The sequence below is a fragment of the bacterium genome (assembly GCA_027622355.1).
In the GTDB taxonomy this organism is placed as follows: Bacteria; UBA8248; UBA8248; order UBA8248; family UBA8248; genus JAQBZT01.
This window is the reverse complement of sequence record JAQBZT010000111.1, coordinates 1-8,578: the sequence shown is the minus strand read 5'-3', so window position 1 is coordinate 8,578 and position 8,578 is coordinate 1. Positions and strand designations below refer to the sequence as shown.

The window sequence follows — 8,578 nt, the reverse complement described above, 5'->3', positions numbered from 1 at the left end:
CGTTGCGCTCTCCTGCGCGCTCTCATCCCCCGGCCAATGGGGCGGGCTCGCCCTGATCGGCACCGGCGCCCGCCTGCGGATTGCGCCGGAACTTCTCGACAGGGTCCGCACCCATTTTGAGGAGACGGTGGAGCTGGCCATCCAGTGGGCCTTTTCCCCGAACGCGCCGGCCGCGCTCATCGAGCAGGGGAAAAAAGACTTACTGGCCTTTCCGCCCGATGTGCTTCACGGGGACTACAACGCGTGCAACAGATTCGATGTGATGGAGCGGCTCCACGAGATCGACATGCCGACCCTCGTTGTCTGCGGCGATGAGGATCGGCTGACCCCTCCGAAGTACGCCCGCTATCTCGCCGAGAAAATCCAGGGCGCCCGCCTCGAGATCATCTCCGGGGCCGGCCACATGAGCATGCTGGAAAGACCCGCGGCGCTCGGCCGCTCGATGGCGGAATTCCTCTCGGGAGAGTGAAGAGGAAATGAGGGGGCGGCATCGTCCTCTCAGGGGGAGTGTCGTTGACGCAGATTTCGCCGTTTCGCCTTTACGGCATCCTGCTGATCGGCGTCGTTGTGCTGGGCGGGTCGGCCATTCTGATCCGGCTGGCCGGAGAGGCCCCGCCGATGGCGATCGCCGCCTACCGGATGCTGGGCGGGGCCGGGCTGCTTCTCGGTTTCACCGCGAGGGGGATAGGGCCGGCCTGGCGGGGCCTGTCCCGCCGCGAAAGAGCGCTTTGGCTCGCCTCCGCCTTTGCGCTCGCATTTCACTTCAGCTTCTGGATCGAATCTCTGCGCCACACCTCTGTGGCGAGTTCGGTCATCCTGGTGACGATGAATCCGATATTCGCCGGGCTCGGCGGTTTTTTCCTTCTCGGGGAGCGGGAGGCGCCCGCGCTGTGGGCGGGGGTTTTCTGCACCTTCCTGGGAGGCGTCATCCTGATCGGGACGGACGCGTATGCCTGGGCGGGGAGCGGCTACGGGAATCTTCTCGCGCTGGCCGGAGCCGCCATGGCGTCGGTCTATCTGCTTTGCGGAAGAAGACTCAGGGGACGGATCGCGCTGGGTCCCTACATCACCGTCTGCTATGGGCTGAGCGGTTTGCTGCTGGCGGGCGGCGGCTGGATGGCGGGGCAGCCCTTGCGCGGATTTTCGGCCGAAACGTGGCTGCTTCTGCTGGCCATGGCGCTGGGGCCGACCCTGCTCGGCCATACGTCGGTCAATTTTGCGCTGCGCTACCTCTCCTCGGGGAAGGTGGCCCTCATCATCGTGGGCGAGCCTCTGGTGGCCTCTGTTTTGGCCTGGTGGGTGCTGGCAGAGCCCCTGACGGCGGTACGCGCCGCCTCGGGGGCGCTCATGCTGGCGGGAATCGTCTGGGGCAGCAGGTCAAATGGCTGAAAAACAAGAGGAAATAAAAAGAGGCCCCGAAATATCGTGCGTTGACTTCGATACCTCCTTTCGCTAGTCTTTTAGGGGATGATTGTCACGTAAATCTAGAGCGCATGGATCCGCCCGCATTACCTCTCCAAGAGGGAATTGCCCGCTCCGGGCATGAGGAATTCCACCATGAACGAGATTCCTCCCGTAACGACTGATCAAGGCACCGGGGAAGAACAGCGTCTGCGGCAACTCATCTCGGCCTCCTCCGAGGAGCGCCAACGCCTCGAAAAAATGGTCGACTTCCTGACCCACAAATTCGACGAACTGGCGAACCGCCGGACGGAACTCGAATCTGTCGAGTCGCGGCTGGCCGGCCTTGAGGGTCGATTTTCGCAGACCGAAAGGCAGGGTGAAGCGGTCAAGGGAATATTCGACAAGCTGTCCCAGTCGGAGGGCACAATCCGGAATCTGGAAGCAATTTTCCGGAAGTCGCGGCTGGATGTCGATAATCTGAATGTGCTGGCCGAGCATGTCATGGCAAAGACCCGCAGCCTCGATCAGCAGCGCGAGCTGGTGGAGAAATCCAACGAAGAGGCCGGAAAGCTGAATGTTCTTCTCTGGGAGATGGAAGCGAAGATCAAAAATCTCCAGGAAGAAAACCGGCTCGTGAAGCGCACCGAAAAGAGCGTGGCCAAGCTGGAGAATATCTACGGGAGTGTCCGGGTCAAGATCGAGGAATCCTTCAAGCTGCGCGATCTGCTGGATGAGGCCAACTCGAAAATCGGCCTGCTGAACCAGTTGTCGCGGGATTTCGACTAAAAACTTCAGGAGGTGGACAAGGAGAAGGTCGTTTTCGAGAACTTCTCGAAGCGGAGCCAGAATTTCCGGCGTTCACTGAATGAGATGGAGCAATCGCTGAACGTGATCATGGAGCGCGTCTCCCATGTGGAGGGATTGCGCTCCGATCTGGAGACGACCAGGCCGGCGCTCGAGAGCATGCGCATCCAGGTCCAGGACATTTTGGCCAAGAACGTGGTTCTCGTCCAGACGAGCGAGCGGATCTCCGCACTGGAATCCCAGCGCGAGAAGCTCGAGCGCGAGGTGGAACGGGTCCGCGGCGAGAAGGCCGAGGTGGCCGAGGTCTGGGAGAGCGTGCAGTCTCTTCGCGATTATCTGGCGAACGAGGTGGAGCGGCGGGCGGAGCGCCTCAAGCGCGAGCTCGATGAATCCACGACGCTGCGTCGCATGATCCAAGACTATCAGGTCAGCTCCCGGGAGTTGGAAGAGCGCCTGGAGCGGATCCCCGAGAGTCTGAAGGTGGCCGAACAGGCCGAGGTGAAGGCCAATCTGATCGCAAAACATGCCGATGGCATCGATCAGAAGCTTGTGGAGATCGAGAAGACGAAAGGGCTCGTCGATCATGTCGAGGAACGTATCCGGGCGCTTACGTCCAATGTCGTTCAACTGGATGACAAGATCGAGCGGCAGCTCGAGCGGCGCGGTGAGGTGGAGCGTATGGAAAAACGCCTCGAGGCGCTCCAGTATTTTATCGAGGAATCGGACCTGAAGATCGAGAAACTCCAGCGCCGGGGCGAGTACGTGGATCGCGTGGAGGCCCGCCTGGAGCAGCTGCACAATCTGGTGGATCAGATCGAAGAGCGGATTCTGGATGTGACCAAGGAGCGCGTGGGCATCGAGGCGCAGGAGAAGCGCATGCAGCAGTCGCTTGCCCAGTTCCAGGAGTCTTTCGAGCAGGGCGAGGCCCATCTGGCGAGCGTCCGCGAGGCGCACCGGACGATGGAGGAGGTGAAGGGCTTCATCGGCCGCCTCGATGAGGCGGGGCGCGAGATGCAGGTCAACGAGGGACGGCTCCAGAACATGAACCAGACGGTTCGGGAGATGGACGTGGAAGTAGAGAAGGTCCGCTCCCGGGCGGCAGAGGTCCAGGCGAGGTATGAACAGCTCGATCAGGAAGAGGAGCGAATCGCCGGGACCGAGAAGCGTCTCCGCGTTATCGAGCATCAGGCGGAGGGCCTCGAGGCGAGCATCAAGGAGCTGATCCAGAACAAGGCCGAAGTCGCGACGGCCCACGAGGAACTCTCCGCACTCAAGCTTTCCGTGAAGGAAATCCATACGCACATCCGCGATCTGGTGAGCGACCGGCAGACCTTGAAGGATGTCGAGCTGCAGATCGATGAGCTCCGCGAGATCTTTCAGCGTGTCGAGGATCGCGCCCAGCAGGTGGCTGGCCAGATGCGGAACGTGGCCGATGTGGAGGGCCGCGTGAGGGATCTGGGTCTTCTCGTTGAGGACGTGCGGGCCAAATTCGAGTCACTTACCAAGGAAAAAGATGTGCTCGATCGCGCCAACTCGCGCATCCATGAACTCCGCGCCATCCTGCAGGAAGCGGAGCGGCGCATCGAGCGCAGCTAGGATCCGGGAGTTTTTAACGGGCCGATGCGCAAATTCAAAAGAATGAGAAGCCGGGCGTCGTCCTACGCGTTTTTTGTAGGAGACTCACGCCGGCCCCGGACGCGGAAAGAGCGGATCGCATGGTCCGCTTTTCTCGTTCTGGCGGTTCTCCCTGTTCTTTTCTCCGGTGCCATTTACTTCTGGATCTACGACAGCATTCCCTCGGCGGATGCCGTGCTGACCCATCGGCCGAGCCTCTCGACGTACGTCTACGACTCGCAGGATCGCCTCATCGGGACTTTCGCTGCCGAAAAGAGGCGGCTGGTTTCGCTTTCGGCGATTTCCCCGAAAATGCGTCAGGCGATCATCGCCGTCGAGGATGAGCGGTTTTATCAGCACTGGGGGATCGACCCGGTGGGCATCGTCCGGGCGGCGTTCCACAACATGGTGTCGAGGACCATCAGCCAGGGGGCGTCCACCGTCACGCAGCAGCTGGTGCGCTTCTTGATTCTGACCCGGGAGAGAAGCTGGAAGCGGAAGATCGTGGAAGCCATTACGGCCATAAAGCTCGAAGCCACCCTCTCCAAGGACCAGATTCTCGAGCGCTATCTCAATCTGGTGTATTTCGGAAGGGGCGCCTACGGCGTCGCGGCGGCGGCGCGCATCTATTTCAACAAGAGCGCCGCGGAGCTGGACACGGCAGAGGCGGCGCTTCTGGCGGGAATGGTCCAGGCGCCGGGGCGCTTCCGCCCCTTTGTGGACCCCGGCCCCTCGCTGGAGCGAAGGGCCCACGTTCTCCGGCGGATGGCCGTGGCCGGGTTTATTCCTAAGGAGGAGGCGGACGCGCTGTCGAACGCGCCGCTCGCCCTGAAGTCTCCGGAGGAGAAGACGGCAGTGTCGCATTTTCTGGAGTACATCCGCCGTCGCCTGGAAGAGAAGTACGGCTCTCAGCTTTTGTACCACGGCGGCCTGCGCGTCTACACGACGCTCAACTCCGAATATCAGTCGGTGGCCGAGGCCGCCGTCAAGAAGGGAATCGCCCGGCTGGTCAAGCGGCGCTGGCCCGAGGCCCATCTGCAGCCGGATTGGCAGCCTCCCGAGGCCGCCCTTCTGGCGCTCGACCCAAAGACGGGTGCCATCCGGGCAATGGTGGGAGGCTCGGACTTCCGCAAGAGCAAATTCAACCGCGCCGTCCAGGCCTTGCGGCAGCCGGGGAGTGCTTTCAAGCCGGTTGTCTATGCGGCGGCCGTGGACGTTGGGTTCAGCCCGGCGGATTCGGTGCTCGATGCGCCGATCGTCATGAAGGGGGGCGGCGATTCACTCTGGAAGCCGCAGAACTACGCCAAGAACTTCCAGGGACGGCTCTCCCTCCGAAATGCGCTGGCCGAGAGCCGGAACACGGTGAGCGTTCGTCTCGTTCGAACAGTGGGCATTCAGCGCCTCGTGGAGTTTGCGCGTCTTTTGGGGATCAAAAGTCCGATTTCACCAACTCTCTCGAGCGCACTGGGGAGTTCGGTCGTCACCCTTCCCGAACTTACCGCTGCCTATGGTGTTTTTGCCTCGGGCGGATACTACAACACGCCCTATGCCTTCAGGCGTGTGGAGGACTCCGAGGGGAAGGTGTATTTCCAGGCGGAAGTTCGGCCCACCCAAGTCATCCGGCCCGAGGTGGCCTACGTCATCACCCACATGCTGAAGGGAGTCGTGGAGCGGGGAACGGCCCGGCGCGTCTCCGTGCTGGGGCGTCCCATCGCAGGAAAAACGGGGACGACCAACAGCTTCCGCGACAACTGGTTTATCGGTTACTCCCCGCGGCTCGTTGTCAGCGTCTGGATGGGGTTCGATCAGCCGCAGAGCCTGGGCCCCGGCGAGACAGGCGGGCGGAACGCCGTTCCCGTCTTTGTCGACTTTTTCCGCGAGGCCATGAATGGGCTTCCGGTCGAGGACTTTATTCCGCCCCCGGGGGTGGAGTTTGTCCGGGTTGACCGGGCGACGGGTCTGCTCGCCACCCTCAAGAGCAGGAGCACGGACTTTGAAGTTTTCCTGCGGGGGACGGCGCCCACCCGGTTTGCGGATTCGCTTTCAAGCCCTCAGGACTCGCTGTTCCGCTCGGAGGGCTTTCGCTCCCTCCGGCCGGGAAGCGGGCCCGCGGCGCGCCGGTAGGTTTTTTCTATCCCTGGGATCTGTCACATGAGCAAAACAGCCAGAACCGTGATCGGAGCTTTTCTGCTTCCGTATCTTGCTGCCGGAGCGCTTTCGGGCTGCGCCGCACGTGTGGAGCCTGCCGTATACACCTCGCGAATGCATGCTTTCCAGGTCCGAACCATTCGCGAGGAGCCGTGGCGCCGGACGCCGGATGTGGCCGACATCCTGGCGCTGAACGATCCCTCCACCTCCGTTTTGTATTACGACAACCCTCATTCGGGAGGGGTGATTTCGTTTCAGATCGTATCCCGGCGCTTCGACAAGGAGAAGGACTTCATCCTCGAGTTGAAGGATGCCTACCGCCGGATGCTCAGCGCGCCGCACACGGACATGCGGACGGTGTTGGACGACAAATTCCGGCCTTTCGAAAAGGCGGTCTCCATTGGCGTGAAAAACGGGATTCATCGGGGAGAGTTTTACCTGCGGGGCCGGATGGGACGGCGGCCCAGCGCGGCTTCGCGCGAGCGGGCGAGAAATCTCCTCGAGGAGGGCCAGCCCTTCGGCGGCCCGCGGGAGGAGAAGGAGGTAAAGGAGGCGCGCAAGTTTCGCTATGAATCCCTGACGCCGGCTTATACGGCGAACTACCGCGGGAAGATGGTCGTCTTCATGCGCGGTAATACTCTTTTTGAATTTGCCTATATCGATCACACGCTCGCCTTCGGCAAGGGGCTGGCGACTTTCGATGAATTCGTGAAGAGCATGGAGTTTCTACCACGTGGGTTGTTTTCCATCCTGATCTCCCGTGCGCTCAAGTAGAGCGATGGGCCGCATTCGCGCTGCAAGCTGGAAATAAACGAGAAAAAGTCGTTGTAAATAAATGAGTTGCACCGCCTGCTCATTTTGGAGAAGGACCATGGCAACCTCCAGGGAACTCATTGGTTCTGACCGCCCCCGCGGGCGAAATGAGATTTTATGCCGTGAGCTGGATGACGGTTTTATCCTCTACGATATGGAGAAGAACAAGGTTCACTCGCTGAATCCCGCGGCGGCTTTTATTTGGGAATCCTTGGATGGAACGCGCACGCTCGAAGAGATTGCCGAAAGTCTCCGGAATTTTCCGGGCGCTGCGGGGGATACTCTTTTCGATGATGTCCGGCGCGCCGTTCAGACCTTCCAGGAAGAGGGTTTGCTGATGTCCGCCGCTGATTCTTCGGATTTGAGAGCCACGTGACAGAGCAGTTGTCCGCCAAGCTGCAATTCAACCTTTTGGGCTATCGATTGCGCCTTTTGGCGCCGGAACGTCTCATCCATCTCCTGCAGAGCGGATTGTTTACGCTTTGGCAGGAACCTCCTGACGTAGCCCCTGACGTTACTGTTGAAATTGAGCAAGAGGGGGGCCAGTACCGGATTGTCCGCGGTGGAGACGGCAGGGATTTTTTTCAGGAATCAGATGACAGCCCATCTTTTTCCGGTTCGGATGATCTCGACGAAATTTTTTGGTGGCTGGATTATCAGATATGCAAGGCGGCCCTCGAACAATCGAATCTGAATTTCATCCAGCTCCACGGTGCCGCCGCTGCCTTGAATGACAAGGCCATTCTTCTGCTGGGAGATTCTTACGCGGGAAAATCCACCCTGGTGGCGTATCTTCTTCGCAACGGGCTCTGGTTTCTCAGTGATGAAGTCATTTTGCTGGATCCGGCTGCCCTTCGAATCCACAGATTCCCGAGGAATCTTCTCATCCGGGAGGGGACCCGGGAAAAGAATGCGGATCTGGCCCGCCTGAGCGAGCCCTCCTGGAGCTACGCAGACGGAGAGGGAGAGCACAAATGGCTCGTCAATCCGGGCCGTCTGGAGGGCCAGCCTGGCGGCGATTCAGCGGAAGTGGCCCAGATTGTCTCCCTTCAGAAAGTTGAGCGGCAGAACATCGCAACCATCCACAAGATCGGGCCGCGGCAAATGATCGAAGAGTTGGTGAATCAATCGATCAACCTGGGTAGCCACCAGGCGAAGGGACTCGACGCATTGATAAGGCTGGCGAACAAGGGAAACAACTACCGGCTTGAAGCGTCTCATCCGGGGCTGGGCTGGGAAAAACTCTCGGCGCATTTGAGCTTCTCTGCGAGGATGGAGATAACGGGCGTGGAGGCGGCCGAGTGAGCATCGAGGATTATGCGCACATGCTTCAGGACAGCGTTCGAATTCGCGCCTTCCGCTCCGCCATCGAAATGGCGGTGAAGCCCGGAGATGTCGTGGTTGAAATCGGGGCCGGGCTGGGAACTTACAGTTATTTCGCCTGCCTGGCCGGGGCCGCCCGCGTATACGCCATCGAGGGTTCGGTGGGGGATCATTGTGAAGAGATCGCCCGCCATCAAGGGTTTGGGGACCGGCTCCAGGTGATAAAAGGCATGTCCTCCGAGGTGTCTTTGCCGGAGCGCGCAGACCTTATCATCTTCGAGGATTTTGAGAGTTCTTTGGTCGGCGCCCATCTTGTTCCGATTATCCGGGATGTGACCCGCCGTTTTCTCTCGCCGGGCGGGCGGTGGCTCCCTTCTGCGGCCAGTGTGCACATGGCTTTGGTGGAAATGCCGGAGACGTGGGAGGAGATGGTCCAGTGGCGGGAGGCGCCGGAATATTTAAAGGGGATGGA

General features: G+C 60.5%; 9 protein-coding genes. All 9 read left to right on the top strand.

The genetic code is table 11. The annotated features are described in order from the left end of the window. On the top strand, nt 1-469 hold a 469-nt coding region (locus tag O2807_08000), incomplete at its 5' end, for an alpha/beta fold hydrolase (GenBank protein ID MDA1000442.1). Between the two features lie 44 nt (nt 470-513). Then, the gene (locus O2807_07995) at nt 514-1,389 is read left to right on the top strand and encodes a DMT family transporter (GenBank protein ID MDA1000441.1); all 876 of its coding nucleotides are present in this window, start codon (nt 514-516) and stop codon (nt 1,387-1,389) included. A gap of 168 nt (nt 1,390-1,557) precedes the next feature. Then, on the top strand, nt 1,558-2,190 hold the full coding sequence (locus tag O2807_07990) for a hypothetical protein (protein MDA1000440.1): 633 nt from the start codon (nt 1,558-1,560) through the stop codon (nt 2,188-2,190). Between the two features lie 12 nt (nt 2,191-2,202). Beyond that, entirely contained in the window at nt 2,203-3,804 is a 1,602-nt protein-coding gene (locus O2807_07985) for a hypothetical protein (protein MDA1000439.1), read from the top strand. A 24-nt stretch (nt 3,805-3,828) separates the two neighbouring features. Continuing rightward, on the top strand, nt 3,829-5,946 hold the full coding sequence (locus tag O2807_07980) for a PBP1A family penicillin-binding protein (GenBank protein ID MDA1000438.1): 2,118 nt from the start codon (nt 3,829-3,831) through the stop codon (nt 5,944-5,946). Nucleotides 5,947-5,973: 27 nt separating this feature from the next. Then, on the top strand, nt 5,974-6,744 hold the full coding sequence (locus O2807_07975; GenBank protein ID MDA1000437.1) for a hypothetical protein: 771 nt from the start codon (nt 5,974-5,976) through the stop codon (nt 6,742-6,744). Between the two features lie 97 nt (nt 6,745-6,841). Continuing rightward, a complete protein-coding gene (locus O2807_07970; protein MDA1000436.1) occupies nt 6,842-7,159 on the top strand; it encodes a PqqD family protein in 318 nt (105 codons plus the stop codon). Further along, entirely contained in the window at nt 7,156-8,088 is a 933-nt protein-coding gene (locus O2807_07965; GenBank protein MDA1000435.1) for a hypothetical protein, read from the top strand. Before O2807_07970 ends, O2807_07965 begins: the two co-directional genes overlap by 4 nt. After that, nucleotides 8,085-8,578: hypothetical protein (locus tag O2807_07960; protein ID MDA1000434.1), on the top strand; the 494-nt coding region annotated here is incomplete at its 3' end. The genes O2807_07965 and O2807_07960, both read left to right, overlap by 4 nt.

Excerpts from the sequence above, each read along its gene's own strand:
- O2807_07990 (MDA1000440.1), top strand. The coding sequence starts at position 1,558 with ATGAACGAGATTCCTCCCGTAACGACTGATCAAGGCACCGGGGAAGAA.
- O2807_07980 (MDA1000438.1), top strand. The coding sequence starts at position 3,829 with ATGCGCAAATTCAAAAGAATGAGAAGCCGGGCGTCGTCCTACGCGTTT.
- O2807_07975 (MDA1000437.1), top strand. The coding sequence starts at position 5,974 with ATGAGCAAAACAGCCAGAACCGTGATCGGAGCTTTTCTGCTTCCGTAT.
- O2807_07970 (MDA1000436.1), top strand. The coding sequence starts at position 6,842 with ATGGCAACCTCCAGGGAACTCATTGGTTCTGACCGCCCCCGCGGGCGA.